Raw genomic sequence first — 25,838 nt, 5'->3', positions numbered from 1 at the left:
CTGGTGAATTTTAAAATCTGAAAATGTATTATTGTGGGATGCTACGTATGCTTGCTTATGTAGAAATTCACCTATAGTTATAAAATTGAAATCTTTATGAAAAGAAAAAAGCATACTATTAAAAGTATAGCCAAAGAAATGGAAGTATCGATTGCTACTATTTCTTTTATACTGAATGGAAAAGGTAGAGAAAAAGGGATTTCAAAAAGAATGATAGATAAAGTAGAGGCCTATTGTAAAGAAATAGATTATAGACCTAATGCTTTAGCCAAAAGTTTGCGTACCGGGAAATCAATGATTTTGGTAGTTATTGTGGAGGATATTTATTCAAAATTAGCCAGGGTAATAGAAGAATTGGCCTATAAAAAAGGTTACCAAGTACTGTTTTGTAGCAATAATAATGACGATGTAAAATCAAAAAAGCTAATCAGCCTGTTTAGGGACAGAAAAGTAGATGGTTTTATTATAGCTCCTTCCCCTGGGATTAAAGACGAAATCGAAAAACTTCAAAAAGAGCAATTTCCCATTGTATTATTTGATCGTTATTTTTCTGATCTTTCCAACCATAAAGTAATTAGTGATAATTATCAAGCATCTACAAAAGTGATGAAGTGTTTAAAGCAAAATGCTTATCGCAATATTCTTCTTATAACTCCAGACTCTGAACAAACACAGATTTTAGCTAGGATAAATGCTTATAAAGATGCTGTGCGGGAATTTAATTTAGAAGAACATATTTTTTCTATTAATTTAATCGAAGAAGAAGTTGAGGCTCGAAGGAAAAATCTTAAAAAACGTTTATCTGAAGATAATTTTGACGCGATATTCTTTACTACTGGTTATTTAGGCCGGTTGGGTTTAGAAGTTATGAAAGATCAATTTCCTGCTTATCTTCATTCTAAAGGGATTTTTTCTTATGATGATGATATTTTATTTAAACTTTTTACACCTTCCATATCAGCAGTTGAGCAACCTATTCAAAAAATGGGTGAGGCACTTTTAGAAATTATTTTAGAAGAAATTGATGCTAAAAATCCTTTAGATAAAAAGGAGATTATTTTAGAATCTCAATTACATTTCAGAGAGTCTTCTCAAGAAAAGCTTAAGCTTCAATAAAATCTTTGTATTCTAAAAAGAAAGCTTCAAATTTCAGCATATTTTCATTGAAAAAACTAAAAATATCCGACCAAGTTTTTTTGTTATGAATGCTTACTTTTTCTTTGAACAAGAAAATATAGGCTATTATTTTACCAGATTCGGTTTCGTGATTGTAATCGAAAATTAAATCTCCGCTTATCTCTTCTTTCATTAAAAGCTTTAAACTTTCAAATTTTTCAAAATAATAAGGTTTTAAAATTTCATCATCGGTATCAATAGCAATTCCCAAACTTGCTTTTTTCGTATCAAAATGAAATTTTAAATTAATTTCCTTAATTTTTGTATGGTAGAGTATCCATTTTTTTGGACTTTGTTTACCAAACTCTGTCCAAAATTCTTGTCGTATTCTTTTTGATTCTTCTCTGCTAAACATTTATAGAAGGTATGCGGCGAAAACACCCAAAATAATTACTAATATTTTTGAAAAATTGAATTGATGATTTTTAGAAGATTCAAACAAAATAATGGTTGAAACATGTAAAAATATTCCAATAACGAGCGCAAAAATATACTTTTCTACAGAAGCTAGAACAGTAACATGTTGCTGTAAAAAACTGCCTAAGGGAGTCATGAATGCGAATAGCAATAAGAATAAACCAATTTTTACCTTACTTAATTTTGAAGTGAGTAAAAAAGAAGAAATAATAATGGCAATTGGTATTTTATGAATCACCACACCTATAAGCAAATGGTGGTTTTCTTCAATAGGATAACCTTCTAAAAGTGAGTGAATACATAAACTTATAAATAACGTAATCGGAAAATTTGATTGTTCTTTATTGTAGTGTAAATGTCCATGTTCTGCTCCTTTAGATAAAAATTCCAAGAATATTTGAAGTAATATTCCAGCCATAATCAACAAACCAATCCATCGATTGTAATGTTTATATACTTCCGGTAGAAATTCAAAAACGGTAATAGAGAGTAAAAAAGCCCCGCTAAACGATAGCAATAATTTAATAGCATTACTGCTTGCCTTTATAAAATAAGCAATGATAAAACCAACAATAACGGCAATGATAGGTAAAAGTAAACTCATTAATTACTGAAAAATTAAAATAAGCCTATCAGATTTTTCTTCATCAAACTCGTGAAGATGATAGTCTCCAAAAACACTTAAAAGTTGAATGCCTGCTTGGTCGAAATAATTCTGAAAATCTTTCAAGGTTAAAGCATTTACACGTTCGGTAAACGAATATTCTACGCTATGATCTTCAAAATCAATTTGTTTAAAGATAAAATTATTTTCTACCCAACGTTCCTGATGAAATTCAATTCCTTCAACGGTTTTAGCATCTCGGGAAACCAAATTGTTAATCACCTTCTTTGTATTCATAAAATCAATCACGCCAAAACCGTCAGATTTCAATTCAGCTTTAATTGCTTTTATGGTATTTAAATTGTTTTCTTCTTTTTCAAAATATCCAAAACTGGTAAACAAATTAAAAACAGCATCAAACTCAAGGCCTAAAGCTTTACTCATATCCTGAACTTTAAAGCTAAGTCCGGGTTGTTCGTGTTTTTTGGCTAAATCAATACTGTTTTTAGATAAATCTGTACCTATAACTTCAAACCCCATTTTATGTAAATAGATAGAGTGCCTTCCTCTTCCACAAGCTAAATCCAAGATTTTTGATTTGGGGGCTAATTGTAAATACTTTACGAGATTTTTCATGAAAAACTGTGCTTCTTTATAATCCCGATCTTTATATAAAATATGGTAATACTTGGTGTTGAACCATTCTGCATACCATTTTGTTTCCAGTTTTGTCATAGGCCGCAAAATTAATGTATTTTTGCGGGTAAGAGAACTTTGACTATGGGAAATAATTATTTGATGATCGCTAAAACCCTTTACGGATTAGAGTCTGTTTTGGCAAAAGAATTACGTGATCTTGGTGCAATAGATGTAAAAGAAGGTATTAGGAGCGTGAGCTTTTATGGTGATAAAGGGTTTATGTATAAATGTAATTTATGTTTGCGTACAGCCATTAAAATTTTAAAACCCATTAAGAGCTTTAAGGTTTTTTCTGAAGAAGATCTCTATAAGAAAATTTACTCGATGGACTGGAATGAATACCTAAGTCCAAAAGGTACGTTGGCTATCGATAGTACAGTACATTCTCAAAAGTTTACCCACAGTAAATTTATTGCTTTGAAAAGTAAAGATGCGATTGTGGATTATTTTAGGAATACCACGGGAAACCGACCTAATATAGATTTAAAGCATCCAGATTTACGCGTGAATATTCATATTGAACACGATAAATGTTCGGTGGCTTTAGATAGTTCTAATGTTGCTTTGTTTAAAAGAGGCTATAGGGTTGCTACCAATTTAGCACCGGTAAATGAAGTATTGGCGGCTGGAATGTTATTGTTATCGGGTTGGGATGGACGTTCGAACTTTCTGGATCCAATGTGTGGAAGCGGAACTATTTTAGCCGAAGCAGCCATGATAGCCTGTAATATTCCTCCTAACTTAAATATTCCTGAATTTGGTTTTGAAAAATGGAAAGATTGGGATGTAGATTTATTTGAAAAGATTGAAGCTTCTGCCTTGAATAAAATTCGAGGTTTTGAGTATAAAATCATGGGATCAGATGTTTCTCCCTCAGTTCTTAGAAAGGCAAAAGAGAATATTAGAAATGCTAATTTGGACGAATTTGTTTCTATTGAAGAGGAAGATTTTTTTGCTTCAGAGAAAACAACAGAGGGACATTTGCATATGTTGTTTAATCCGCCCTATGGTGAACGTTTAGAGTTGAAAAATCTAGAAGAATTCTATAGTAAAATAGGGGATACATTGAAACAAAATTATCCCGGTACGCAAGCTTGGTTTATTGTTTCTAATATGGAAGCGATTAAAAATGTAGGCTTAAAACCTTCTCGTAAAATTAAATTGTTTAATGGGAAGCTAGAATCTAGATTGGTGAAATATGAAATTTATGAAGGCACTAAAAAGCTTCATAAGTTAAAATAAGTATTAGCTTATTGGAACTGAAATTTAGCTTCCTAATTTACCTGAGCTGATTCATAACATATTTTACTTCATTTTCATCTGAACTTATCTTCTGGTAGGCTTACTTTATTCGGGGGCTAACAATCTATTTTTCTTATAATGGCTTTATGAGTTCGCATAAAGTCTGGAATGATGAAAATTTCTGTAATTGCTGCAATAATGGATGATCCAAATATTAATTGCTCACCTCTTGCTCTTTATCTTTTTTGAAGATAGGGATTAGGTAAGAAATAGAATATCCCCAACCAACACCAATACTGCTATCTTGGTAAGTTCTATGAAACCCTGGTACATAAAGCGTTTCAAAATCATTAAGAGATTTATCGCTTAGGTAAGATTTTAATTGTACGTGGGCACTTAAAAAAAGATTATTAAAAATTTCGGTTTTTATACCAAATTGAAGTTCAATCCAGCTTCCTGTTAGTCCATCATAATCCCGGTTTACTTCCCGAATATCAGGGGCAAAATAAGTATCGCTTGTATAAATTTTATATTTTTCTAAGGTATGGCTAAAACTTGCAAACCCATAACGTAAGCCTACAAATAATTCATTTTGCATTCCTGCCCAATTGCTGTAGGCATTGTAATTCCCTCCAATTTTGACATAGCTTCCTTTTGTGTTTATTAATAAATTGGGTTCATCGTAAGTGTAATCTTCGTTACCTATTTCTGCAGCTAGATAGTATTTTTTATAAATTCTAAAATCTCCTTGAACTTCAAGTCCTCTATAATCATCATCCGTAAATGATCTTACCAATTTCACTAAATCTATACCTACTCTTAAACCATATTTTTCTTTAAATGCAATAATGGTATCAATAGATTCTTCATCAGATTGTTCTTCTTGAGCAAAAGAAGTAAAACTTAAGAACAAAAAACTAATGGTAAATATATAAATGGGTAATTTGTTCATTTAAAATGTCGTTAGGTTGTTGTACTTCTATATTTTTAATCCAATTGCCATTATTTTCTTCGCTAACTAGATCTGCATCAAAATCTAAGAATTCTGCTTTGTAGCCACAAGCTCTACTTACGTATTCTTCATTTACCGCATAAGAAAATTGAATCTTATCTCCGTTTGTCGTGTACTCGTCTTCTTCCTCTTCAGATAAATCGTAATTTCTGTAAAAGGTATAATTTGTGAAGTCTTGATCAGTTCTTAACGGAATTGAAATTTTATTTTTATTTGAAGTGGTTTCATCAAAAAAAGCAATGGTATCACCTTCAGCAACTACATTTAGCCTCCGTACATCTTTAGGCTGATCTACATCTTCAAAATTAAAAAACTCAATGACCAATTTGGGAGTGGTTTGAGTAGTTTCTGGGCAAATATCGTCCCGTTGACAACTGCTAATGCAGAGCAAACAAACCAAAAAGCTTAGTGCAAAATATCTTTTCATTTTCTTAAATCTAATCGAACCACGTTCTCCACATGATGGGTTTGTGGAAACATATCTACCGGTTGTACCTTGCTTACTTGATAATATTCATCTAACAAAGCTAAGTCCCTTGCTTGCGTAGCTGAATTGCAACTTACATAAACTATTTTTTTAGGCAAGATGTTGATAATTTGTGCCACTACATCTTTATGCATTCCATCTCGTGGCGGATCGGTAATAATCACATCAGGTTGACCGTGGTTGTTTATAAAATCCTGGGTGAATACTTTTTTCATATCACCTACAAAGAATTCAACGTTATTAATGTGGTTTAATTGTGCATTCTTTTTGGCATCTTCAATTGCTTCAGGAACGGCTTCAACTCCAATAACTTTTTTAGCTTGTTTGGCTACAAATTGGGCAATGGTTCCAGTTCCTGTGTAAAGATCGTAAACCAAATCGTTTTGATCTAATTCAGCAAAATCGCGGGTGATTTTATATAGTTCATAAGCTTGGGCAGAATTGGTTTGGTAAAAAGACTTGGCATTAATCTTAAACTTTAAGCCTTCCATTTCTTCAAAAATATGATCTCTTCCTTTAAAACAAATTACTTCTTGATCGTAGATGGTATCATTTCCTTTTTCATTGACCACATATTGAAGTGAAGTAATCTCTGGGAAACGTTCAGCAATAAAATTCATTAATAATTCGCGTTGCTCTTTAGCTTCGTAAAAAAACTGAACCAATACCATAATTTCTCCGGTAGAAGAAGTCCTGATCATTAAAGTCCTTAATAAACCTTCTTGATTTCTGGCATTAAAAAAAGAAATATCATTTTTGGTGGCAAAATCCCGAACTTCATTTCTAATAGCATTACTGGGATCTTCTTGTAAGTGACATTTTTTAATATTCAGGATTTTGTCCCACATTCCGGGAATATGAAAACCTAGGGCATTTTTATCTTCAATATCCTCTCCGCTATTAATTTCATCTAAAGTTAACCATCGGCTATCACTAAAAGAAAATTCCATTTTATTTCGGTAGAAGTAAATGTTTTCACTTCCAGAAATAGGGGTAGTCTCCGGCAATTCAATTTTACCTAAGCGGCGAAGGTTATTTTCAACTTCTTGCTGCTTGTAAAAAAGTTGATATTTATAATCCATATTTTGCCATTTGCAACCTCCACAGGTTCCAAAATGTTGGCAAACGGGTTCTGTTCTTTTATCTGAATATGAAATATAGTTGGAGACCTTTCCGTAATAATACGATTTTCGCTTCTTATAAGTCTGAATATCTGCGATATCACCGGGTACTGCATTATCTATAAATACTACTTTGCCATCTGGAGCTTTAGCTATTGCTTTTCCTTTTGCTCCTGCATCGATCACTTCTAATTCGTGAAATACTTTCTTTTTATTTTTTCTTGCCATAGCTGCAAAAGTAACAAGATTTTATAAGTTGAAGAGTTTAGATTTCAACAAAGATTTCTTATTTTGCCAACAAGCGTAAATGGGATGATTTCTCTCCCTTAAGAAGGAATCATAAAAGTAAAATAGAAAAAGAAAAAATCAATGTCAGTTTTAGAAATTTCTTCTTCGGAAGAAGCCATTAAATTAGAAGATAAATACGGAGCCCATAACTATCATCCACTTCCTGCAGTATTAAACCGAGGAGAAGGTGTTTTTATGTGGGATGTAGAAGGTAAAAAATATTATGATTTTTTAGCTGCTTATTCTGCCGTAAACCAAGGACACTGTCATCCTAAGATTGTAGATGCTATGAAAAAGCAGGCAGAAACTTTGTCGCTAACCTCTAGAGCATTTCATAACGATATGTTGGGGAAATTCGAGAAGTTTGCTTGTGAATATTTTGGTTATGATAAATTGCTGCCTATGAATACGGGTGCAGAAGCGGTAGAAACTGCTATCAAAATCTGTAGAAAATGGGCTTACGAGAAAAAAGGAATAAAAGAAACGGAAGCAGAAATAGTAGTATGTGAAAATAATTTTCACGGAAGAACAACCACTATTATTTCATTTAGTAATGATGAAGATGCCCGTAAGAATTTTGGTCCATATACTCCCGGATTTATAAAAATACCTTACGATAATACCGAAGCTTTAGAAAAAGTTTTAGAAGAGAACAGTAATATTGCCGGATTTTTAGTAGAACCAATTCAAGGGGAAGCCGGAGTTTATGTCCCTTCTGAAGGATATCTGAAACGTGCTAAAGAACTTTGTAAAAAGCATAATGTGCTTTTTATTGCAGATGAAATACAGAGTGGTATTGCTAGAACCGGAAAACTTTTAGCGGTCGATCATGAAGGGGTTAAACCTGATATGATTACGTTAGGAAAAGCGATTTCCGGAGGTGTTTACCCAGTTTCTGCGGTATTAGCCAATGATGAAGTGATGGAGGTGATTAAACCTGGGCAGCACGGCTCTACGTTTGGAGGTAACCCTGTTGCAGCAGCAGTAGCCATAGCTTCTTTAGAAGTAGTGCGGGATGAAAAATTAGCCGAAAATTCTGAAAAGCTTGGGAATTTATTCCGCAGGGAATTGAATGGCTATATAAGGAGTTCTAAAGTAGTTAATCGTGTTAGAGGAAAAGGTTTAATGAATGCAATTATTATTAACGATACCGAAGATAGTTCTACTGCTTGGGATATTTGTGTGGCTTTAAAAGAAAACGGACTTTTAGCAAAACCTACCCATGGAAATATTATTAGATTCACACCACCTTTAGTAATTACAGAAGAGCAAATAATGGATTGTATTTCTATTATTACTAAAACTTTAGAAACATTTGAGGATAAATTCTAAGTTGAAGAATATTTAAACATAGAAGAATAAAAAATCCCGATGAAATTTTCATCGGGATTTTTTGTTTTATGACTGTGATTGAATTTCTAATTGTTTTTGGTATTCTTCCCAAAAAACATCAACAGCTTCTGGTCCTCCAAAAAATAAATATCTAACTAAACAATAGACAAAAAAGGCACTCGATAAGACTAAAGCAACTATGGCTATTGTTCTGGCTGTATTGGCTTGTTTGTAGTTACTGTAAAGTTCAGGATTTTCTTCGTATTTCTTTTTGTCTTTGTTTGCTAAAACTAGGGCTATGGCTGAGGGTATAATACCACCAATACCTAGACAGCAACATCCTAAAAATGCTACTATAGCTAAAATAAGCGAAATAGTAGTGTTGGGTAATTTTTGTTGTTCCATAAGTAATTAAATTAAGTTAGTTTGCCAAATATAATAAACTTATAGAATGAATTGTTTAAAAATATAACTGATTACTATAGTAGTTATGCTTATAACCGTTAATAATGAAACTGTTTTAGAATAAAACTTATAAGGGTAAACTAAATTAGCTAAGATACTTAAGCCTAAAATAAATAATGGATAAATAGCTGGATACATAAAAAAAGCTTCGGTAAACTCTCCTTTTAAGAGAAGTACCAAAGCTCTTTGACCTCCACATCCCGGACAATCAAAACCAAACAGTTTTTTATGTAAGCACGGGATCATGTATTCTTCCATAATTAGCCTCTGTTTAAAATGCTAATTTTTTTCGTGGTAACAATATTATCGTTAGTTACTATTCTAACCACATATACTGCTTCAGCTAAATTAGCTGTAGAGAAAGTATACTTATTATTAGCTCCTAAATTAAAATTGTTGATGACTTGTTTTCCTGACATGTCAAAAACACTTACATTTTTTAAATCAATTCCTTTAGGGTTCAAAATTTGTAATTGAGCTAATCTATTATCTTGAAAAACCGTAAAGCTTTCTGCGATTTCATCGGCCACTGCTAAATTTTCTTCACCATTTTGAAAAGTAATTTCAAATCTTTCAGAATAATTTCCTGCAGGAAGCGTAATGTAAAAATAATTATCTTTTATAGGGTGATATTCTCCAGTATCTTTATCATAGATGTAAACATTATCGGTATCGAAATTTTCAAAATTATTTACATTTATAGCAATATCTTTTTGTGAACTTAAATTTAAGTAAAGCGGTAATCTATCTTCAATATTAAAAGGACGAATATCAATAACGTAATCTTTTGCACCTATTAAAAATCCGGCATCTGAACTAATTTGATCAAAATTTGAAGCATCTCTCGCAGGATCTACTCCTGTAGTAGCTTCTTCATCAAAAGCTAGGGCAATTTGTCTTGTGTAATCGTCATTAAAAGCTATGTTAAACCTAATTTTAGGAATTGCATTTTCTTCTTGTGTAGTGGTATAATTAGATTGATTTACAAAATCAGCGTTTCTTCCAAACACAGATTCATTATCAACGCCTTCTTTTACATATTTACGATGAGTGTTTTTAAATTGGATGTTTTCAATTGTTCCTTCAGATGGAGCTTGTACAAAGAAACCTTGACCAATAGGTAAATATCTACGATGCTTTTTTTCGTCCTCTTCTTGTAGTATGCCAGAACCATCAATAGGTTCTCCATTCGAATTATAGTGATAAAATGTGGCTGGCGTATATACTCCGATAGATGAGCAATTTCCATTAGGAGAATAACTTGCATATCCTGCAGAATAATCTGCTAAATAATGAGAATTTATAGAATGGTCACTATCCCAAAAATAGGCAATACCTGTGGTAGCGTTTCTTCTTTCAACACTTTCAGAATTACAATCAATAGGATCATCTTCAGGATTACCTTCGGAATTTTCAAGTAAAAAATAATTTAAATCTAAAGCAGATGGATAAGGGTTCCCTATTAAGACTACATCATTCACACCTGCCACATTAACAGTGATTAAACCATCATTAGGTCTTCCTCTAAAATCATAACGTTGATTACTACCTGGATTGTTTTGAACACCATCAACAGTAGTGCTGTCTGTTCCATTTACACCTTTCATTGTAAAGCCTTCACCAGCATTAATAGTCTCGTTATCTCTTACTTGAGACCAATTGGCATAACTTCCATCAGCACTTGCATATTTATAAATCCAATATTTAGCAATATTTAATATCCCTCCGTCTTCACTTGAACCATTATATCCGTTAACCATATTAGCGCTTTTACTTAAAAGGGATGAGGTAGGAGCACCTAATAAAGCCACAGAAAATTGGCGATTGCCATCTGTAGTTCCGTCACCGGGATTACTTACTGGACTAGACCAATAATTGTATGCGTAGGCATTGGCAGTACCTTCTTGAAAGACTGAAATTTTACCGCTTCCCGTATTTAGAGAAGTATCAGTTCTACCTTGAAGCAATTGTCCTTCATTTCTTAAATAAATACTGGCAACATCTGGATCAGTATTTTCAGAAATGTTAATATCTTCACCTACATAAAGAACAGTACCCTTTACATACATATAATTATCTTTGTCTGTACTAGGTTTTACGGACAATTGAGCGAAACTTGCGGTCGCTACAAAAAATAATAAATAAGAGTATATCTTTTTCATCTGCATAAATTTTATACAAAAATAATACTTTTGTACTGAAAAACACAAAAAAACACTGATTATTAGTTTTTTATAACGCTTTAATTTTGTAATAAAATATATAATGAATACGAAAAAACAGCTTTTTTCTAGCTTATTTATCCTTTTAGGTGCTGTACTTTTAATCTATGGGATGATTGCAGAAAACACAAATGTATATATAAAAATTGTTGGTATAATTGTTTTAATGTTTGGACTTTACAGCTCTACAAGAGTCTGGGTGGAAGATAATAAACAAGATAACGAAAAGGATGATGAAATTTAAAAAAGGCGATAAAGTTGAAGTGCTCGATGATAGTATTCGAGGAGAAGTGTTAAAGGTTGAAAGTGATAAAATCATCATAAAAACAGAAGATGAGTTTGAAATGATTTTTAATGATGATGAGCTTGTCAAAGTTTCTGCTGAAAATGAAATTAAAGTAAAAGACGATGAACTTATGGAAGCACTTTTGGTAAAAACAGTTAAAAAGAGAGTGGTTCCACAAACGTCCAAAAAGCAAAAATCTATTCCACCCATGGAAGTAGATTTGCATATTCATCACTTAACAGATCGGGCTAAACAGATGTCTAATTTTGAAATGCTCAACCTTCAATTAGATACCGCTAGAAGTCAATTGGAATTTGCTATAAAAAAGAGAATTCAGAAAATTGTTTTTATCCACGGTGTAGGCGAAGGTGTTTTAAAAGCCGAACTAGAAACCCTTTTTAGCAGGTATGAAAATGTTAAGTTCTATGACGCTGATTTTCGGCAGTACGGAGTCGGTGCTACAGAAGTTTATGTTTTTCAGAATTATTAGTGACTTTATTCTAATACCACTATTAGAGTTTGATTTACAGTCACTTCAAACCTACCTAATTCCAAGGTTTCTAACGTAATCTGTTCGTCAGAATTGGTCTTGTTTAGGGTGATGTTTTTGGCAATGACAATGGTTCTAAATCGTCTTGAAATATTATTATCTCTTAATTCTTCTAATGGAGGATCGATAGATTCAGAAATGTTGGGATTTAAAAAATTGGGTAAATCATTTTCGTTCACATCGTCTTGAGGATTTAAAAAAGGTTCACCATCTTCATTTAATTCGTCTCTCGCATTTAAATCTTCGTTTCTGGTTAACGTCCCGTCTCCATCATCATCTTCATCTAAATAATTAGGAATTCCATCTTGATCGGTGTCTGCAAGTCCTGTGATGGGGTCTACTGGAGTTTGGAGATCTTCAGCGTTTAGTTCGTTTCTAGTTAAAACATTATCATTATCGTCATCAGTATCTAAAAAATTAGGAATCCCATCACCATCTGTGTCGTAATTTTCATCTAAAGGATCGGTTGTTTCATAAGGTCCGTTATAATTATCCTCTGCATTTGCTTCAGTGGGAACACCATCATTATCATCTTGTTCGATAATAGTTGTTATAAATTCTACATAACCTCCATCAGCACTAATGTATTCTTGGTTTACTTGTGGAGAACTGGGGGGGATGCTCTGGCAAAAATAATCGTTAGGGAGTTGATTGTTATAGGTTCTGTAAATAATACGATTGGTGGTAGATAAATTTATGGTTACCGTAGAATCTTGTACAATATTACTGTCTTCATCACTAATTCTTACAAAAGTTCCATCAAAGCCATTTCGTGTAAAAGCTAGGGCGATTGTTTCGTAAGTTTCATTGTTGATATTATAAATAATTGCAGTTTGATTATCAGAATTAGGATCTAAATCACCACTGCAAGTCCTTAAATCTGTTTCGTTATCATAATCAAAAGTAGTTACAATAATATCTCCATCATCACAAGCGGTTAATAGAAAGATTCCAATAAAAAGTATCGATAAATTTTTAATCATTGCTACAATTTTCAACAAAAATAATTGAATTACGTATTTATAACGCTTCATCCTTAAAATAATTTTAAAAGTTTTATTTTTGCAAGCATTTAACAGAAACAGTTTTTTATGAACAATATATATTTAGATAGCGCAGCAACCACTCAAATAAGACAAGAAGTTATTGATAGAATGGCTGAAGTAATGAGCGTTTATGGGAACCCTTCTTCTACACATACCTTTGGTAGGACAGCTAAATCTTTAATAGAGAATGCTCGTAAAACCGTTGCGAAATATCTAAATGTTGCCGCTAAAGAAATCATTTTTACTTCCGGCGGAACTGAAGCTGATAACCTTATCTTGAATAGTGCAGTTAGAGATTTAAAAGTAGAAAGGATTATTACTTCAAAAATTGAACACAAAGCCGTTCTGCAATGTGTCACTCAATTACAAGATTGTTTTGATGTTGAAATTGAATTCGTGAAATTAGATGAAAAAGGAAATATAGACCTTCTTCATTTAGAAGAACTATTGAAGGATTCCGATAAAAAGACTTTGGTGAGTTTGATGCATGTAAATAATGAAGTAGGGAATATGCTGGATATTGAAAAAACCGGAAATCTTTGTAAACAATATAATGCTTTATTTCATAGTGATACCGTTCAGTCCATTGGTCATTTTAATTTAGATTTAAATGAACTTCCTGTAGATTTTGCGGCCGTGAGTGCACATAAATTTCACGGACCTAAAGGCGTTGGTTTTGCTTATGTGAAAAGCAATAGCGGATTAAGGTCTTTGATTTTTGGTGGAGGTCAAGAACGCGGTGTTAGGGCAGGAACCGAGTCGGTACATAATATTGTAGGTTTAGAAGAAGCCATTAAGTTAACCTATGATAATTTAGAAGAAGAAAAACAACATACTTCTGCGTTAAAAAAACATTTTATAGAACAACTTCAAAGTGAATTGCCCGGTATTAAATTTAATGGTGAATGTGCCAATTTTGAGAAAAGTACGTACACCTTGGTAAATGTTTGTTTGCCAATTTCTGAAGAAGAAGCGACGATGCTTTTATTTCAATTAGATTTAAAAGGAATTGCTTGCTCCAAAGGAAGTGCATGCCAAAGCGGAAGTGATCAAGGTTCGCACGTATTAGCAGAGTTCCTTTCTGAAGAAGATCTTAAAAAACCATCCATTAGATTTTCTTTCTCTCGTTACAATACAAAAGAAGAGTTAGATTATGTGGTAGATGTTTTAAAAGAATTTATTCAAGTGAATGCTTAAAACCGCATTCCTAGCTTTACATTAAAAACCCTTGGCGATAAATAGTTAGGTACGGCGTATAAACTTTTAGTATAAACGTCCCGTACAAACGTATTGGTAATTGAGTTTTGGTTATCAAATAAGTTGAAAATTTCAAAACCAATACTCAATTCTTTAAAGCGATGAAGCCAATGTCCTTTAGGATGTTCTTTGTTTTTATCAACCAAGACATAAGAAAATCCGGCATCGGCACGGCGGTAATCCCTTAGTCTGGTTTGGTACTCGTACGGATCTGCATAACTAGGAGAACCTCCCGGTAAGCCCGTATTGTAAACCATATTCAAGTAAAACTTGATATCTGGTATGGCTGGAACATAATCTTGAAAAAGTACCGCAAACTTTAATCGTTGATCTGTTGGGCGCGAGATATAACCACGATCATTTATATTTTCTTCTGTTTTTAAATACCCAAAACTAACCCAACTTTCTGTTCCCGGTACAAACTCTCCATTCAAACGTAAATCCAATCCGTAAGCATAAGCAACCGCATTATTTCTGGCGCGGTATCTGATCCTTACATTTTCTAGGGTATACGGATTTACATTGGTGAGGTTTTTATAATATGCTTCAGAAACCAGTTTAAAAGGCCTGCCACCAAGTTTAAAACTGTAATCATTTCCTAAAACCACATGGATAGATTGTTGCGCTTCCACTTCTGGTCGAACTGTTCCTGTAGAATCCCGTAAAGCTCTATAAAAAGGAGGTTGATGATACCAACCGCCGGAAATTCTGAAAATCATATCGGTATCCCAATCGGGTTTAATCGCAAATTGCCCACGTGGACTCCAAACTTGATGCGTTTTACGTTCTATGTTTTCACCGCTAACTTCCCAAGCCTGGGTTCTAATTCCTGCATTTAGCCAAGCTTCAGCATCGCCAATTAAGGTTTTGTAGCTCCATTGTGCAAATGCCTGAAAACGGTTAACCTGAGTTTTATTAATTGCTCGGATGTTATTGAAAGGAGCAATAGGGGCGTCGTAAGCTTCATAAGGTTGATTATTCTGAAATCCATCTAATGGTGGGCGAATAGAGAAGCCTGCAGAATCTATAATTTCATATTCCCGAACCCGATCCCGAATATCTTCATGGGTATATTTTACTCCGTAATCTATTTGATGATCATCTTTTTTTAAAGTTCCTAGATGTTGAAGGTTAATGATTAAGGCATCTAAATCATTTCTGGCGTGAGTGAGTTGTGAACCAATTCCTTCACTAAATTCAACTTCCCCTAAATTCTCACCTCCAATATCAGTATTCACATCTCCTAAACGGTATTGGGCTAAAATATCAAAATGTTCTTGTTCTTGCGTGTTGTAGGTCGAAGCAATAAATTTTGCTGAATAGTTTTCAGAAACTTTATAAGTTGCTTTTAATGCGCCAAAATAAGTTTCATATTGATCTTTTTCTTGTCCTTCGTAATAAATTAAAAGCGCTTTAGGGTCAGTAATCGTTCCGAAGTTGGTTTGCCGGGTAATAGGTTCGTAATCATATTTGTTAATGGCTACATTTCCCAAAAAACTCAATTCAAATTTATTATTGAATTGATAGGTTAAATAGGTTTGCGCATCGGCAAATCGAGGCCTAAAGTTGGTTTCGGTTTCTTTTGCATTTACAAAAAGGGAATTATCGCGATAGCGAATTCCTAAAATTCCGGAGAGTTTACCGTTTTCAGACATGTCTTCAACAGAAACACTTCCGCCCAATAAACTTAAATTTAACGAAGCTCCAAAATCTACAGGACGGCGATAGGTGATATCTAATACAGAAGAAAGCTTGTCTCCGTACTTGGCTTGAAAACCTCCGGCAGAAAATTCAACATTTCTTACCATATCGGTATTTACAAAACTTAATCCTTCCTGTTGTCCGGAACGGATTAAAAAAGGCCGATATACTTGAATATCGTTTACATACACCAAGTTTTCATCATAGTTTCCGCCTCTAACTGCATATTGCGTACTTAATTCGTTATTAGAAGTAACTCCCGGTAGAGTTTTTAAAAGATTTTCTACACCGGCATTGGCTCCGGGAATTTTACGTACTGTTTCCGGGCTAATTGTGGTAACGCCTTCTACACGGGAATTTCGATTGCCTGTAATGACTACCGTTCCTATTTGCTCGACTCCGGTTTTTAAAACAAAGTTGAATTCTTTTTTTGTGCCTGCTTCTAATTCGGGAATACTTACTCGAATTCTTTTAAAGCCTACATAAGTGATTTCTAATTGAATCTCTTTATTTGCAGGGATTTGAATGGAATAATATCCGTTTTCATTAGTTTGTGTCCCTCCACCACGGTAACCCAAATTAGCACCGGGAACGGGAACATCGTATTCATCTAAAATTATTCCTTCTAAAGTAGCTTCTTGAGCAAAACCGGTTAAGGAAAAAAGCAAAAACAGTAGGGGTAAATATGAAAAATTTTTCAAGGGATATACTTTAATTTTTTCTGAAAAATGTGCCTTCAAATGTAGTACTATTTCCTACATTATCAACAACGATGAGCTTTAAATTATTTTCTGTGGCATCAGTAATTACATGATCATTAAAATCGTAAACCAAACTATTGGTTTTATAATCGTATTCCATTAAAATGAACTTACCGTTGATGGTTGCCCTGTAGCTACTAATTCCCGAGAGGTTATCACTAATTTTAAATTTTAGGTAACGGTAATTGCTCATCCATTTTCCTTCTCTAAAATTTACAGGTTTTACCAAAGGTGGTGTGTCATCTACAGCTAATTTATAAGTACCAAACGTTTTTGTTCTTGTCGTAAAGCGGTTTTGCTTTTTGTATGTAGTAGAGTAGTAGGGACGGCCCCAATCGCTCATTCTAGCAATATAAAGTTTCTCTTTGTCTTTATCACTATATCGGCTTACGTCAAAACCAATGGTAATGTTTTTGTGAAGAGCAGTTTCAGGGTGATGTACACTAATACTTTCCCCATTAGATTTAATATCTAAATATTCACTTTTATAGAGTGCATTCCTTGGGATATATATATCAAAGCCATCTTCATCAAAAGCGGTGGCTTCATTTGCATTTACGTAGTAATCAGTAACTTTTTCTTCTGGTTTTATAATTTCTTCGGAAGGAATTTCCTTAGGAATGATAGGAATTCGAATAGTGGCAGTATTCCCTTCATAATCCTGAATTTTTATTTTATAATCGTAATCTAAACTATCATTGGTGATGTTAATGTAGCCGTCATCTTCTTTCCATTTAAAAATACTTAACGGATTGTTATTCTCAATAAATAATTTTTGAAATCTGTCGTGGTTGGTTTCATAATAAGCATAATCAATAAAATCGTTGATGTAACGAGATTCGGCAAATGAAAATTTATTAAAATCAATAGCAAGGAGTTTTTTCCCATTCAAAAATGTTTCAATTAAATTCACTCCGTTTCTATTAGCGGCATAATCCAGTAAATCGACAGTGTTTACGCCAAAACCAATTTTCCCAAAAGCTTTGATGTCTTCTGTTTTGTATTCGTTATTTCCTAATGGAATTACTCGAAGTTTATCGCGCGAACCTTTGTTGTTAATATGTGCATTTTCTGACACTGGATAAGCGAAAATACCTTTTACCATCGGATAATGGGTGTCTTTAATAGCAATGCCAAATAGCATTGGGTTCATAGGACTGGCTTGACTATCCCTGATTTCAAAATGAAGATGAGGTCCGCCGCTACCACCGCTGTTTCCGCTATAAGCGATTACCTCACCTTGTTTAACAGGGAGTTCATCAGCCTCTGGGAAAACTTCGATTTCATAACTTTCTTTAGCGTATTGGCGTTCTTTTATGTATGCTTCAATTTCTGGGGCAAATTCTTTTAAATGAGCGTAAACAGAAGTGTATCCATTGGGATGTTGAACATATAACGCTTTTCCGTAGCCAAAATGAGAAACTTTTATTCTACTTACATATCCTGAAGCAGAAGCTAATACATTTAAACCGGTTTGCTGATGTGTTTTAATATCCATACCACTATGAAAGTGATTGGAGCGTAATTCACCGAAAGTCCCCGATAAAATTAAGGGGATTTCCAACGGACTTTCAAAGTAATCTTGTGGAATGTCCTCTTGGGAAAAACTTTTGAGAAATAAACATAAAAAAGATACAAACAAAAATGCGGTTCTCATAAACTGAATTGTAAAATTGTTAAGGGGCTGGGTTTAAATATAAAAACTTCTTTTTAATAACAAAAACTGGAAAAATAGCAAGTTTAGTATAAAAATTACAGAAAAAACTATTGGCATATTAATAAAGGCATGTTAACTTTGTGCGTAAGTATTACGTGAATGGTAGATGAGTAAATTGGTAGAAAAAGTTGATTCACTAGAACAAAAGATTAGTAAGTTACTATATAAATACAAGGCTTTAGAGCAGGAAAACCAACAGTTACAAGAAGAATTAAAAGCTGAAAAACAAAATAGTACACAACTCACTTCTAAAATAAGTTCTCTCGAGAATCAAACCCAAATGCTTAAAACTGCCAACGCAATGCTGGGCAGTAACGAATATAAAAGAGAAACGAAACTCAAAATAAACAGCTTAATAAGAGAGATAGATCAATGTATTGTTCAACTCTCTGAATAATCTTCTTTATGAAGAATGAAAAGTTGAAAATTAAAATATCTATTGCAGATCGGGTGTATCCGCTCACCGTTTTTCCTCATCAAGAAGAAGGATTGCGTAAAGCTGCAAAAGAGATAGAGAAGGTAATTAAGCAATTTGAGCAGAGTTATGCTGTTCGTGATAAGCAAGATGTATTGGCAATGTGTGCTTTGCAATTTGCAGCAAAAAGCGAACAAAAAACAATAGATAATAGTAACCAAGTCATGAAAGCAGAAGAAAAACTGGAAAGTTTAAATCAGCTTTTGCAAGAATACTTAGGTTAGCCATACGTTCATTAAAATAAATTAGGTTTACTGCCTGTATTAGTCATCACAATTTGATAAACTCAACATGTTATCATTAAAAAGGGTGAGTCATAGTTGTAAAAGCAAGCCGTCTTTGAACGGATCCTTGATCAGCTAGTTAGCCCTAAACCTGTTTAAACGGAGTTTAGACATAATTCTATGCTAATACAGGCTTTTTTTATATATATAAATTAAATTATGGAAATAGTAATAATAGGAGTCGTAGCGTTAATTGTTGGATTGGCAGTTGGCTTTTTTGTCTCAAAATCAGCTGACAAGAAAAGGGCCAATTCCATTATCAATGAAGCTGAAAAAGAAGCAAAATCGATAATTAAGGAAGCTACCGCAGACGGGGAAAGCAAGAAAAAAGATAAAATCCTTCAGGCAAAAGAAAAGTTCATAGAATTAAAATCTGAACATGAAAAGGTAATCCTTTCCCGTGATAAGAAAATTGCCGACGCAGAAAAACGTACCAAAGATAAAGAATCCCAAGTTTCTAGTGAACTTTCAAAAAACAAGAAACTCAATAAAGAACTGGAAGATAAGGTAAAAGATTACAATTATCGAAATGAATACCTGGAGAAAAAACAGGAAGAGATTGATAAAGTACATCAGCGTCAAGTACAACAATTAGAAGTGATTAGTGGTATTAGTGCTGAAGAAGCTAAAGATCAATTGGTAGAATCCTTAAAAGAATCTGCCAAAACAGAAGCCATGGCGCTTATTCAAGATACGATTGAGGAAGCTAAAATGACGGCGCAGCAAGAAGCCAAGAAAATAATCATCAATACTATACAACGTATAGGTACAGAAGAAGCGGTGGAAAATTGTGTCTCTGTATTTAACTTGGAAAGTGATGATGTAAAAGGTAGAATAATCGGGCGTGAAGGAAGAAATATTCGCGCTATTGAAGCCGCGACCGGTGTAGAAATTATTGTAGACGATACTCCAGAAGCGATTATACTATCTTGTTTCGATTCTGTAAGAAGGGAAATTGCAAGGTTGTCTTTGCATAAATTGGTTACCGATGGAAGGATTCACCCAGCGAGAATTGAAGAAGTCGTTAAAAAAACCCGTAAACAGATCGATGAAGAGATCATTGAAATTGGTAAACGTACCGTGATCGATTTAGGTATTCACGGGCTTCATCCTGAATTGATAAAAACCATTGGTAGAATGAAGTATCGTTCTTCCTATGGTCAAAACTTATTACAACACTCTAGGGAAGTAGCAAAACTTTGTGGAGTAATGGCAGCAGAACTTGGTTTAAATCCTAAATTGGCGAAACGTGCAGGATTATTGCACGATATTGGTAAAGTACCGGAAACAGAAACTGAAGTTCCTCACGCTATTTTAGGAATGCAATGGGCAGAAAAGTATGGGGAGAAACCAGATGTGTGTAATGCTATTGGAGCTCACCACGACGAGGTAGAAATGACTTCGTTGCTTTCACCTATCGTTCAGGTTTGTGATGCTATTAGTGGAGCGAGACCTGGCGCAAGACGTCAAGTCTTGGATTCATACATTCAACGTTTAAAAGACCTAGAAGAAATAGCTTTTGGTTTTGGTGGCGTTAAGAAAGCTTATGCCATTCAAGCTGGTAGGGAATTGCGTGTCATTGTAGAAAGCGAAAAAGTAAATGATGAAAAAGCAAGCAACTTGTCTTTCGAGATTTCTCAAAAAATACAAACAGATATGACTTATCCCGGTCAGGTAAAAGTTACTGTGATTAGAGAAACTAGAGCAGTAAATATAGCTAAATAATAATGTAGCAAATAAGAATAAAAAAGCGTCTGTTTTAAGCAGACGCTTTTTTGTTTTATATTCAAAAAAATAATTACAGAATAGAATTTTTTTTAGAAAGTCATCACGTATATCTTTGCAAAAAATTAATTTATGAAGCTCAATCTCAATAAGCCTATTTGTTTTTTTGATTTAGAAACTACCGGAACCAATATTGCGAAAGATAAAATTGTAGAAATAGCTATTTTAAAAGTTTTTCCCAACGGAAATAAAGAAAGTTACCGTTGGTTGGTAAACCCAGAAGTAGCCATTCCTGCTGAAACTACAAAAATTCATGGGATTTCAGATGAAGATGTGGCGAATGAGCCCACTTTCAAAGAGCTTTCAAAAAAAATATTCAGCATTATTAAAGGTTGCGATTTAGGAGGCTACAATAGCAATCGCTTTGATATACCTCTGTTGGCAGAAGAATTTTTACGGGCAGAAGTAGATTTTGATATTAAAAATGCTGTAGCTATTGATGTGCAGACTATTTTTCATAAAAAAGAAAAGCGAACTTTAGAAGCGGCCTATAAGTTTTACTGCGATAAAGATTTAACCGATGCCCATAGTGCCGAAGCAGATACCAATGCTACTTTTGAAGTGTTAGAATCACAATTGGATCATTACCCAGACTTAGAAAATGATACCAAGTGGTTAGCCGAATTTAGTGCACATAAAAAACATGCAGATTTTGCAGGTTTTATTTCATACAATAAAAAAGGAGAAGAAGTGTTTTCTTTTGGTAAAAACCGTGGTAAGTTGGTTGAACAAGTTTTAGAAGAAGAACCTGGCTATTATAATTGGATTCAAAATGCAGATTTTCCACTTTATACCAAAAAAGTATTAACGGCCATTAAATTAAGAAAGCTTACCGATAAACTTAATTAAAAATGAAGATAATTTGTATAGGTAGAAATTATACAGATCATATTGAGGAGCTTCAAAATGAAAAACCAAAAGACCCTGTAATTTTTTTAAAACCAGATACTTCTGTACTTTTAAAAAAACAACCGTTTTTTATACCAGAATTCTCAGAAGATTTACAATATGAAGTTGAAGTTTTGGTAAAGATTAATAAAGTTGGTAAATATATTCAGTCTAAATTTGCCAATAAGTATTATAATGAAATTGGCTTAGGTATAGATTTTACGGCAAGAGATGTGCAAAACCAATTAAAAGAAAAAGGATTGCCGTGGGAAAAAGCCAAAGCTTTTGATGGGTCGGCTGTTATTGGAGAAAAATGGATTTCTAAAGAAAAAATTTCTGACCTTCAAAATATGAATTTTTCTTTAGAAAAAAACGGAGCGATTGTTCAACAAGGAAATACATCACAAATGCTCTGGAAAATAGATGAAATTATTGCTTACGTTTCGCAATTTTTTACGTTAAAAATAGGTGATGTTATTTTTACAGGAACTCCAAAAGGTGTAGGCAAAGTTTATCCAGAAGATATATTGACCGGGAAAATAGAAGAAAAAGATATTTTTGAAATAAAAGTAAAATAATGAGTATTTATAATTTAGATAATTTAAAGGAGATGGCAGAAGGAGATGAAGTGTTTTTAAAAGAAATGCTTAAAACCTTTATAGAAGAATTGCCGGAAGATGTAGCTGCTATGAATGACGCTATCGATAACCATAATGCGGTACTTACATATCAAATAGCGCACAAAATGAAGCCTAATTTGAAAATATTTGGTCTTCATTTAGATGAAAATGTAAAAAGGTTGGAGCATTGGTCTAAAAGTGATCTAAAGAAAGATGATGTAATGAAAGATGCACGCGAGATAGAAAGTACTGTTTTAACGGTTTGTAACGAATTAAAGCGCGACTATAATCTGTAATGAAAGCAGAAATTATTACCATTGGCGATGAAATTCTAATCGGTCAAATAGTAGATAGCAATTCAGCTTTTATAGCCAAAGAACTCAATAAAATAGGAATTGATGTACAGCAAATTACTTCTGTACAAGATGAAGAAAACCATATTCTAACTACTCTAAAAGAAGCTTCACAAAGAGCTTCCATTGTAATTGTTACTGGAGGTTTAGGGCCTACTAAGGACGATATTACTAAAAAAACTTTCTGCAAATACTTTAACGATGAGTTAGTGAAAAATGAAGAAGTCCTTCAGAATGTAGAAGAACTTTTTAGGAAATATGTTAAAGACCCCATTTCAGATTTAAACAGAGGTCAAGCTTATATTCCATCAAAAGCGACCGCGTTATTTAATAGGCACGGTACTGCTCCGGGAATGTGGATAGAAGAAGGTGAAGTAGTTTATATATCACTTCCAGGTGTTCCTTTCGAAATGAAAGCACTCATGGAAAATGAAGTGATTTCTAAACTTCAAGAACGTTTTCTAAGACCTTATATAATTCATAAAACCGTACTCACCTATGGAATGGGCGAGAGTACTATTGCCCAAAAAATCGAAGACTGGGAAAGTAATTTGCCTCCATTTATTCGCTTGGCTTATTTACCAAGTTTAGGACGTGTAAGGTTAAGGTTATCCGCACGGGGGCAAGATGAAAAGGTTTTGTTACAGGAACTCGACCATCAATTAGAGCAACTTCATTTATTAATAGGCGATATCATAAAAGGTTATGAAGGAGAAGGAAGTTTAGAAGAGCAGATTGCCCAAAAGTTTATAGAAAAAGGCAAAACCATCACTACAGCAGAAAGTTGTACAGGCGGGAGAATAGCTTCTAGGTTAACTTCAGTTTCTGGAGCTTCCAAATTTTTTAGGGGAGGAATTATTACTTATGAAACTGCTACCAAAAATTATGTGTTAGGGATTTCAGAAGAAATTATCAATACCTATTCTGTAGTAAGTCCAGAAATCACCAAAGAAATGGCGATAAAAGCTAAAGCTTTATTTAGAACGGATTATGCAATTGCCACTACAGGAAATGCAGGTCCTGCCAAAGGAGATAGCGATGCCGAAATAGGAACAGTTTATATTGCTATTGCGAGCCCAAACGGAGTAGAAGTGATAGAAAACCATTTAGGGAAGCAGCGTGAAAAAGTAACCGAGAAAGCTGTTTACAAAGCTTTAGGGATGATTTTAGAAGAAATAGAAAAATAAAGTATTTTATATTTGTAAGTTGGGTAAAAAAATCGTTAATTTGCAGCCTGTTTTGAAATAACGAGAAAAGATTATAAAAATGTCAAGAGTTTGTGAACTTACGGGAAAAAAAGCGATGGTAGGAAACAATGTTTCTCACGCAATGAATAAAACCAAGCGTAAATTTAACGCTAACTTGGTAAAAAAGCGTTTCTACATCCCTGAAGAAGATAAATGGATTACGTTAAGAGTATCTACTTCTGCTTTAAAAAATATTAACAAAAGAGGAATCTCTGCTGTAATTAAAGAAGCAAGAGAAAAAGGATTCTTAAACAAGTAATCTCTTTTAACCCTTAATACAAAGAAAGATGGCAAAAAAAGGAAATAGAGTTCAAGTAATTTTAGAGTGTACAGAGCATAAAAACTCAGGGAAACCAGGTACATCTAGATATATTACCACTAAAAATAAAAAGAATACACCGGATAGAATAGAGTTAAAGAAATTTAACCCAATTCTTAATAAAATGACGGTTCATAAAGAAATAAAGTAATAAGTTATGGCAAAGAAATCGGTAGCATCGTTACAAACAGGATCTAAAAGACTTACAAAGGCGATCAAAATGAAAAAGTCTCCTAAATCTGGAGCTTATGTTTTTGAAGAGCAGATTATGGCGCCAGATCAAGTAAACGATTTTTTCAAAGAAAAATAATCGTAGTAAAAAAATATATAAGCCGCTTTGATAATTTTCAAGGCGGCTTTTTGTTTTTTGTATATTTGCATAAAATTAATGATTATGGCGTTCCCATGCCAAAGGCGTGGTCGGGCTGTCGGCAGTCGCTTTTCTCAATTCCTGCTCAATGCAGTAATTTCTAAAGAGCTTCAACAAATGCCTCCATCCCTAACGCAAACCAAAGTATACTTATGAGTTTTTTTAAAAAGATTTTTTCAAAAGAAAAAAAAGAAACGTTAGACAAAGGATTAGAAAAGTCTAAAGAAAATTTCTTTGGTAAGCTAAGTAAAGCAGTTGCCGGGAAGTCTAAAGTTGATGATGAAGTTTTAGACGATTTAGAAGAGGTTTTGGTAACCAGTGATGTTGGGGTAAAAACCACGATAAAGATTATAGATAGAATAGAAGAGCGTGTGGCTCGGGATAAATACTTAGGTACTTCAGAACTTGATAAAATACTTCGGGAAGAAATTGCCGGACTTTTAAGTGAGACCGGTTCTGGAGAGGCAACCGATTTTGTAGTTCCTTCTAAAAAGCCTTATGTAATTATGGTGGTTGGCGTAAATGGAGTAGGGAAAACTACTACCATTGGTAAGTTGGCCTATCAATTTAAAAAACAAGGTAAGAAAGTGGTGCTTGGTGCGGGCGATACTTTTAGGGCAGCAGCGATAGATCAGTTACAAATTTGGGCAGATCGTGTAGGTGTTCCCATCGTAAAGCAAAAAATGGGAAGTGATCCGGCCAGTGTAGCTTTTGATACTGTACAAAGTGCGATTAAACAAGATGCAGATGTAGTGATTATCGATACCGCAGGGAGGCTTCATAATAAAGTAAATTTGATGAATGAGCTTTCTAAAGTAAAACGAGTAATGCAGAAAGTGGTAGATAACGTTCCCGATGAAGTTTTATTGGTATTAGATGGTTCTACCGGGCAAAACGCTTTTGAGCAAGCTAAACAGTTTACAGCTGCTACAGAAGTTACTTCTTTAGCAGTAACCAAATTGGACGGTACGGCAAAAGGAGGTGTGGTAATTGGTATTAGCGATCAGTTTCAAATTCCCGTTAAATATATTGGAGTAGGAGAAGGCATTGAAGATTTACAGGTATTCAATAAAAATGAGTTTGTAGATTCTTTTTTTAAAAAGAGTATTTAAAG

General features: G+C 33.7%; 29 protein-coding genes and 1 other RNA gene. 18 read left to right on the top strand and 12 right to left on the bottom strand.

Annotated elements, in window-relative coordinates; all coding sequences use genetic code 11:
- Window positions 1-96 precede the first annotated feature (96 nt).
- The gene (locus tag FVB9532_RS06065) at window positions 97-1,116 is read left to right on the top strand and encodes a LacI family DNA-binding transcriptional regulator (RefSeq protein WP_150544314.1); all 1,020 of its coding nucleotides are present in this window, start codon (window positions 97-99) and stop codon (window positions 1,114-1,116) included.
- Here the strand turns inward: FVB9532_RS06065 and FVB9532_RS06060 are convergent.
- The 3 genes from FVB9532_RS06060 to FVB9532_RS06050 are packed head-to-tail and all read right to left on the bottom strand — an operon-like array spanning window position 1,103 to window position 2,932.
- Window positions 1,103-1,531, bottom strand: a complete 429-nt coding sequence (locus tag FVB9532_RS06060) for a DUF4268 domain-containing protein (protein ID WP_150544313.1) — start codon at window positions 1,529-1,531, stop codon at window positions 1,103-1,105. The two genes, FVB9532_RS06065 and FVB9532_RS06060, sit on opposite strands and share 14 nt — an antisense overlap.
- Entirely contained in the window at window positions 1,532-2,197 is a 666-nt protein-coding gene (locus tag FVB9532_RS06055) for a ZIP family metal transporter (RefSeq protein WP_150544312.1), read from the bottom strand.
- Between the two features lie 3 nt (window positions 2,198-2,200).
- Entirely contained in the window at window positions 2,201-2,932 is a 732-nt protein-coding gene (locus tag FVB9532_RS06050; protein ID WP_150544311.1) for a class I SAM-dependent methyltransferase, read from the bottom strand.
- Between the two features lie 45 nt (window positions 2,933-2,977).
- Between FVB9532_RS06050 and FVB9532_RS06045 the strand changes: the two genes are divergently transcribed.
- Window positions 2,978-4,138, top strand: a complete 1,161-nt coding sequence (locus FVB9532_RS06045) for a THUMP domain-containing class I SAM-dependent RNA methyltransferase (RefSeq protein ID WP_150544310.1) — start codon at window positions 2,978-2,980, stop codon at window positions 4,136-4,138.
- 214 nt (window positions 4,139-4,352) lie between these two features.
- Here FVB9532_RS06045 and FVB9532_RS06040 read toward each other — a convergent pair whose 3' ends face one another.
- Genes FVB9532_RS06040 through rlmD form a run of 3 tightly spaced genes read right to left on the bottom strand, consistent with a single transcriptional unit; the run spans window position 4,353 to window position 6,986 of the window.
- Entirely contained in the window at window positions 4,353-5,090 is a 738-nt protein-coding gene (locus FVB9532_RS06040; RefSeq protein ID WP_150544309.1) for a DUF6048 family protein, read from the bottom strand.
- Entirely contained in the window at window positions 5,056-5,577 is a 522-nt protein-coding gene (locus tag FVB9532_RS06035) for a DUF6452 family protein (protein ID WP_150544308.1), read from the bottom strand. Before FVB9532_RS06035 ends, FVB9532_RS06040 begins: the two co-directional genes overlap by 35 nt.
- Window positions 5,574-6,986 carry a 23S rRNA (uracil(1939)-C(5))-methyltransferase RlmD gene (rlmD, locus tag FVB9532_RS06030; RefSeq protein ID WP_150544307.1) on the bottom strand — a complete coding sequence of 471 codons (1,413 nt, stop codon included), beginning with the start codon at window positions 6,984-6,986 and terminating at the stop codon, window positions 5,574-5,576. The genes FVB9532_RS06035 and rlmD overlap by 4 nt, the downstream gene beginning before the upstream one ends.
- 141 nt (window positions 6,987-7,127) lie before the next feature.
- Here rlmD and rocD point away from each other — a divergent pair, with 141 nt between their 5' ends.
- Complete coding sequence (gene rocD, locus FVB9532_RS06025) at window positions 7,128-8,378, top strand: ornithine--oxo-acid transaminase (protein ID WP_150544306.1); 1,251 nt, start codon at window positions 7,128-7,130, stop codon at window positions 8,376-8,378.
- A 66-nt stretch (window positions 8,379-8,444) separates the two neighbouring features.
- Here rocD and FVB9532_RS06020 read toward each other — a convergent pair whose 3' ends face one another.
- The 3 genes from FVB9532_RS06020 to FVB9532_RS06010 are packed head-to-tail and all read right to left on the bottom strand — an operon-like array spanning window position 8,445 to window position 11,005.
- Window positions 8,445-8,783, bottom strand: a complete 339-nt coding sequence (locus FVB9532_RS06020) for a CCC motif membrane protein (protein WP_150544305.1) — start codon at window positions 8,781-8,783, stop codon at window positions 8,445-8,447.
- 39 nt (window positions 8,784-8,822) lie between these two features.
- Window positions 8,823-9,101, bottom strand: a complete 279-nt coding sequence (locus FVB9532_RS06015) for a DUF2752 domain-containing protein (RefSeq protein WP_150544304.1) — start codon at window positions 9,099-9,101, stop codon at window positions 8,823-8,825.
- Window positions 9,102-9,103: 2 nt separating this feature from the next.
- A complete protein-coding gene (locus FVB9532_RS06010) occupies window positions 9,104-11,005 on the bottom strand; it encodes a DUF8693 domain-containing protein (RefSeq protein WP_194716496.1) in 1,902 nt (633 codons plus the stop codon).
- Window positions 11,006-11,108: 103 nt separating this feature from the next.
- Between FVB9532_RS06010 and FVB9532_RS06005 the strand changes: the two genes are divergently transcribed.
- Together FVB9532_RS06005 and FVB9532_RS06000 are read left to right on the top strand one after the other, a co-directional pair.
- Complete coding sequence (locus FVB9532_RS06005) at window positions 11,109-11,309, top strand: hypothetical protein (protein ID WP_228482259.1); 201 nt, start codon at window positions 11,109-11,111, stop codon at window positions 11,307-11,309.
- Window positions 11,296-11,841 carry a DUF8465 domain-containing protein gene (locus FVB9532_RS06000; RefSeq protein ID WP_317132288.1) on the top strand — a complete coding sequence of 182 codons (546 nt, stop codon included), beginning with the start codon at window positions 11,296-11,298 and terminating at the stop codon, window positions 11,839-11,841. Before FVB9532_RS06005 ends, FVB9532_RS06000 begins: the two co-directional genes overlap by 14 nt.
- Before the next feature lie 5 nt (window positions 11,842-11,846).
- On the opposite strand, the gene FVB9532_RS05995 is transcribed toward FVB9532_RS06000, so the two are convergent.
- A complete protein-coding gene (locus FVB9532_RS05995; RefSeq protein ID WP_150544301.1) occupies window positions 11,847-12,935 on the bottom strand; it encodes a hypothetical protein in 1,089 nt (362 codons plus the stop codon).
- A 57-nt stretch (window positions 12,936-12,992) separates the two neighbouring features.
- Between FVB9532_RS05995 and FVB9532_RS05990 the strand changes: the two genes are divergently transcribed.
- A complete protein-coding gene (locus FVB9532_RS05990; RefSeq protein ID WP_150544300.1) occupies window positions 12,993-14,144 on the top strand; it encodes a cysteine desulfurase family protein in 1,152 nt (383 codons plus the stop codon).
- Here the strand turns inward: FVB9532_RS05990 and FVB9532_RS05985 are convergent.
- Together FVB9532_RS05985 and FVB9532_RS05980 are read right to left on the bottom strand one after the other, a co-directional pair.
- Window positions 14,141-16,606, bottom strand: a complete 2,466-nt coding sequence (locus tag FVB9532_RS05985; protein WP_194716495.1) for a TonB-dependent receptor — start codon at window positions 16,604-16,606, stop codon at window positions 14,141-14,143. The two genes, FVB9532_RS05990 and FVB9532_RS05985, sit on opposite strands and share 4 nt — an antisense overlap.
- Before the next feature lie 10 nt (window positions 16,607-16,616).
- The gene (locus FVB9532_RS05980; RefSeq protein ID WP_150544299.1) at window positions 16,617-18,323 is read right to left on the bottom strand and encodes a M23 family metallopeptidase; all 1,707 of its coding nucleotides are present in this window, start codon (window positions 18,321-18,323) and stop codon (window positions 16,617-16,619) included.
- A gap of 166 nt (window positions 18,324-18,489) precedes the next feature.
- Here FVB9532_RS05980 and FVB9532_RS05975 point away from each other — a divergent pair, with 166 nt between their 5' ends.
- The 12 genes from FVB9532_RS05975 (at window position 18,490) to ftsY (ending at window position 25,836) form a co-directional block, all read left to right on the top strand.
- The gene (locus tag FVB9532_RS05975) at window positions 18,490-18,780 is read left to right on the top strand and encodes a coiled-coil domain-containing protein (protein ID WP_150544298.1); all 291 of its coding nucleotides are present in this window, start codon (window positions 18,490-18,492) and stop codon (window positions 18,778-18,780) included.
- A gap of 8 nt (window positions 18,781-18,788) precedes the next feature.
- On the top strand, window positions 18,789-19,082 hold the full coding sequence (locus tag FVB9532_RS05970; protein WP_150544297.1) for a cell division protein ZapA: 294 nt from the start codon (window positions 18,789-18,791) through the stop codon (window positions 19,080-19,082).
- A 60-nt stretch (window positions 19,083-19,142) separates the two neighbouring features.
- A non-coding RNA gene (gene ssrS / locus FVB9532_RS05965) (6S RNA) lies at window positions 19,143-19,250 on the top strand.
- Between the two features lie 51 nt (window positions 19,251-19,301).
- Complete coding sequence (gene rny, locus FVB9532_RS05960; RefSeq protein ID WP_150544296.1) at window positions 19,302-20,867, top strand: ribonuclease Y; 1,566 nt, start codon at window positions 19,302-19,304, stop codon at window positions 20,865-20,867.
- A 132-nt stretch (window positions 20,868-20,999) separates the two neighbouring features.
- Complete coding sequence (locus FVB9532_RS05955; protein ID WP_150544295.1) at window positions 21,000-21,776, top strand: 3'-5' exonuclease; 777 nt, start codon at window positions 21,000-21,002, stop codon at window positions 21,774-21,776.
- A gap of 2 nt (window positions 21,777-21,778) precedes the next feature.
- Entirely contained in the window at window positions 21,779-22,393 is a 615-nt protein-coding gene (locus FVB9532_RS05950) for a fumarylacetoacetate hydrolase family protein (protein WP_150544294.1), read from the top strand.
- A complete protein-coding gene (locus tag FVB9532_RS05945; protein ID WP_150544293.1) occupies window positions 22,393-22,731 on the top strand; it encodes an Hpt domain-containing protein in 339 nt (112 codons plus the stop codon). Before FVB9532_RS05950 ends, FVB9532_RS05945 begins: the two co-directional genes overlap by 1 nt.
- Window positions 22,731-23,975, top strand: coding sequence for a competence/damage-inducible protein A (locus FVB9532_RS05940; protein ID WP_150544292.1), 1,245 nt, complete (start codon window positions 22,731-22,733; stop codon window positions 23,973-23,975). The genes FVB9532_RS05945 and FVB9532_RS05940 overlap by 1 nt, the downstream gene beginning before the upstream one ends.
- Before the next feature lie 79 nt (window positions 23,976-24,054).
- Window positions 24,055-24,294, top strand: a complete 240-nt coding sequence (gene rpmB, locus FVB9532_RS05935; RefSeq protein ID WP_150544291.1) for a 50S ribosomal protein L28 — start codon at window positions 24,055-24,057, stop codon at window positions 24,292-24,294.
- Between the two features lie 28 nt (window positions 24,295-24,322).
- A complete protein-coding gene (gene rpmG, locus FVB9532_RS05930) occupies window positions 24,323-24,505 on the top strand; it encodes a 50S ribosomal protein L33 (protein ID WP_150544290.1) in 183 nt (60 codons plus the stop codon).
- 6 nt (window positions 24,506-24,511) lie between these two features.
- The gene (locus FVB9532_RS05925; protein WP_150544289.1) at window positions 24,512-24,664 is read left to right on the top strand and encodes a DUF4295 domain-containing protein; all 153 of its coding nucleotides are present in this window, start codon (window positions 24,512-24,514) and stop codon (window positions 24,662-24,664) included.
- Window positions 24,665-24,876: 212 nt separating this feature from the next.
- On the top strand, window positions 24,877-25,836 hold the full coding sequence (gene ftsY, locus FVB9532_RS05920; protein WP_150544288.1) for a signal recognition particle-docking protein FtsY: 960 nt from the start codon (window positions 24,877-24,879) through the stop codon (window positions 25,834-25,836).
- The last annotated feature ends 2 nt before the right edge of the window (window positions 25,837-25,838 follow it).

The sequence above is a fragment of the Mesonia oceanica genome, assembly GCF_902499555.1.
Lineage (GTDB): Bacteria > Bacteroidota > Bacteroidia > Flavobacteriales > Flavobacteriaceae > Mesonia > Mesonia oceanica.
Note: the sequence above shows the minus strand (reverse complement) of the source record. Positions and strands in the feature narration are given on the sequence as shown.

Excerpts from the sequence above, each read along its gene's own strand:
- FVB9532_RS06065 (WP_150544314.1), top strand. The coding sequence starts at position 97 with ATGAAAAGAAAAAAGCATACTATTAAAAGTATAGCCAAAGAAATGGAA.
- FVB9532_RS06060 (WP_150544313.1), bottom strand. The coding sequence starts at position 1,531 with ATGTTTAGCAGAGAAGAATCAAAAAGAATACGACAAGAATTTTGGACA.
- FVB9532_RS06055 (WP_150544312.1), bottom strand. The coding sequence starts at position 2,197 with ATGAGTTTACTTTTACCTATCATTGCCGTTATTGTTGGTTTTATCATT.
- FVB9532_RS06050 (WP_150544311.1), bottom strand. The coding sequence starts at position 2,932 with ATGACAAAACTGGAAACAAAATGGTATGCAGAATGGTTCAACACCAAG.
- FVB9532_RS06045 (WP_150544310.1), top strand. The coding sequence starts at position 2,978 with ATGGGAAATAATTATTTGATGATCGCTAAAACCCTTTACGGATTAGAG.
- FVB9532_RS06040 (WP_150544309.1), bottom strand. The coding sequence starts at position 5,090 with ATGAACAAATTACCCATTTATATATTTACCATTAGTTTTTTGTTCTTA.
- FVB9532_RS06035 (WP_150544308.1), bottom strand. The coding sequence starts at position 5,577 with ATGAAAAGATATTTTGCACTAAGCTTTTTGGTTTGTTTGCTCTGCATT.
- rlmD (WP_150544307.1), bottom strand. The coding sequence starts at position 6,986 with ATGGCAAGAAAAAATAAAAAGAAAGTATTTCACGAATTAGAAGTGATC.
- rocD (WP_150544306.1), top strand. The coding sequence starts at position 7,128 with ATGTCAGTTTTAGAAATTTCTTCTTCGGAAGAAGCCATTAAATTAGAA.
- FVB9532_RS06020 (WP_150544305.1), bottom strand. The coding sequence starts at position 8,783 with ATGGAACAACAAAAATTACCCAACACTACTATTTCGCTTATTTTAGCT.
- FVB9532_RS06015 (WP_150544304.1), bottom strand. The coding sequence starts at position 9,101 with ATGGAAGAATACATGATCCCGTGCTTACATAAAAAACTGTTTGGTTTT.
- FVB9532_RS06010 (WP_194716496.1), bottom strand. The coding sequence starts at position 11,005 with ATGAAAAAGATATACTCTTATTTATTATTTTTTGTAGCGACCGCAAGT.
- FVB9532_RS06005 (WP_228482259.1), top strand. The coding sequence starts at position 11,109 with ATGAATACGAAAAAACAGCTTTTTTCTAGCTTATTTATCCTTTTAGGT.
- FVB9532_RS06000 (WP_317132288.1), top strand. The coding sequence starts at position 11,296 with ATGATGAAATTTAAAAAAGGCGATAAAGTTGAAGTGCTCGATGATAGT.
- FVB9532_RS05995 (WP_150544301.1), bottom strand. The coding sequence starts at position 12,935 with ATGAAGCGTTATAAATACGTAATTCAATTATTTTTGTTGAAAATTGTA.
- FVB9532_RS05990 (WP_150544300.1), top strand. The coding sequence starts at position 12,993 with ATGAACAATATATATTTAGATAGCGCAGCAACCACTCAAATAAGACAA.
- FVB9532_RS05980 (WP_150544299.1), bottom strand. The coding sequence starts at position 18,323 with ATGAGAACCGCATTTTTGTTTGTATCTTTTTTATGTTTATTTCTCAAA.
- FVB9532_RS05975 (WP_150544298.1), top strand. The coding sequence starts at position 18,490 with ATGAGTAAATTGGTAGAAAAAGTTGATTCACTAGAACAAAAGATTAGT.
- FVB9532_RS05970 (WP_150544297.1), top strand. The coding sequence starts at position 18,789 with ATGAAGAATGAAAAGTTGAAAATTAAAATATCTATTGCAGATCGGGTG.
- rny (WP_150544296.1), top strand. The coding sequence starts at position 19,302 with ATGGAAATAGTAATAATAGGAGTCGTAGCGTTAATTGTTGGATTGGCA.
- FVB9532_RS05955 (WP_150544295.1), top strand. The coding sequence starts at position 21,000 with ATGAAGCTCAATCTCAATAAGCCTATTTGTTTTTTTGATTTAGAAACT.
- FVB9532_RS05950 (WP_150544294.1), top strand. The coding sequence starts at position 21,779 with ATGAAGATAATTTGTATAGGTAGAAATTATACAGATCATATTGAGGAG.
- FVB9532_RS05945 (WP_150544293.1), top strand. The coding sequence starts at position 22,393 with ATGAGTATTTATAATTTAGATAATTTAAAGGAGATGGCAGAAGGAGAT.
- FVB9532_RS05940 (WP_150544292.1), top strand. The coding sequence starts at position 22,731 with ATGAAAGCAGAAATTATTACCATTGGCGATGAAATTCTAATCGGTCAA.
- rpmB (WP_150544291.1), top strand. The coding sequence starts at position 24,055 with ATGTCAAGAGTTTGTGAACTTACGGGAAAAAAAGCGATGGTAGGAAAC.
- rpmG (WP_150544290.1), top strand. The coding sequence starts at position 24,323 with ATGGCAAAAAAAGGAAATAGAGTTCAAGTAATTTTAGAGTGTACAGAG.
- FVB9532_RS05925 (WP_150544289.1), top strand. The coding sequence starts at position 24,512 with ATGGCAAAGAAATCGGTAGCATCGTTACAAACAGGATCTAAAAGACTT.
- ftsY (WP_150544288.1), top strand. The coding sequence starts at position 24,877 with ATGAGTTTTTTTAAAAAGATTTTTTCAAAAGAAAAAAAAGAAACGTTA.